The 565-nt window shown below is 63.0% G+C and carries 2 protein-coding genes; one reads left to right on the top strand and one right to left on the bottom strand.

Translation table 11 applies throughout. The annotated features are described in order from the left end of the window. Positions 1-406 (top strand): HNH endonuclease (locus ACFC3J_RS22950; protein ID WP_375198208.1); only part of this gene is annotated, 406 nt, incomplete at its 5' end. 34 nt (positions 407-440) lie between these two features. On the opposite strand, the gene ACFC3J_RS22955 is transcribed toward ACFC3J_RS22950, so the two are convergent. Next, the coding region (locus tag ACFC3J_RS22955) for a disulfide bond formation protein B (RefSeq protein WP_375198209.1) at positions 441-565 on the bottom strand (125 nt) is incomplete at its 5' end.

Below are 565 nucleotides of genomic sequence, written 5' to 3' on the forward strand. Positions count from 1 at the left end.
TTCGGCGGTGCGAAGCCCTTCGTTCGCGATGAAATTGCCGAGCGTCGTTTCGCTCAAGACCTTCGTGCGGCCCAATCGCCACCCTGCCTTCACCCGGTTCAACGTTTTCCTGCGCGATCGTTTCGAGTGCCAGTATTGCGGCACGGGCGACGATCTAACCTTCGATCACGTGGTGCCGCGCTCGAAGGGCGGCCAGACGACCTGGGAGAATGTCTGCGCGGCGTGCTCGACCTGCAATCTGACCAAGGGCAACAAGTTGCCGCGCGATGCCGAGATGTGGCCCCACCAGGCGCCCTTCGTGCCGACCATCGAGGACCTGCATCGTAACGGGCGGAAATTCCCGCCCAACTATCTGCACGAAAGCTGGATGGACTTTCTCTACTGGGATACCGAACTGGAGCCGTAGGGCTGGAAACCTAGGGCTGGGACCCCAGGAAAGCCTATTTCTTCCAGGCGGCGCGAAAGGCGACCAGCGCCAGTGCCAGCGATGCGATGACGTTCCAGCCGGCGAAGGACAGGCCGAGGAAGCGGCCGGCGGCCTCCGTGCAGGAGGGCGGACGTTTGG

The organism is Sphingobium sp., assembly GCF_041987595.1.
Lineage (GTDB): Bacteria > Pseudomonadota > Alphaproteobacteria > Sphingomonadales > Sphingomonadaceae > Sphingobium.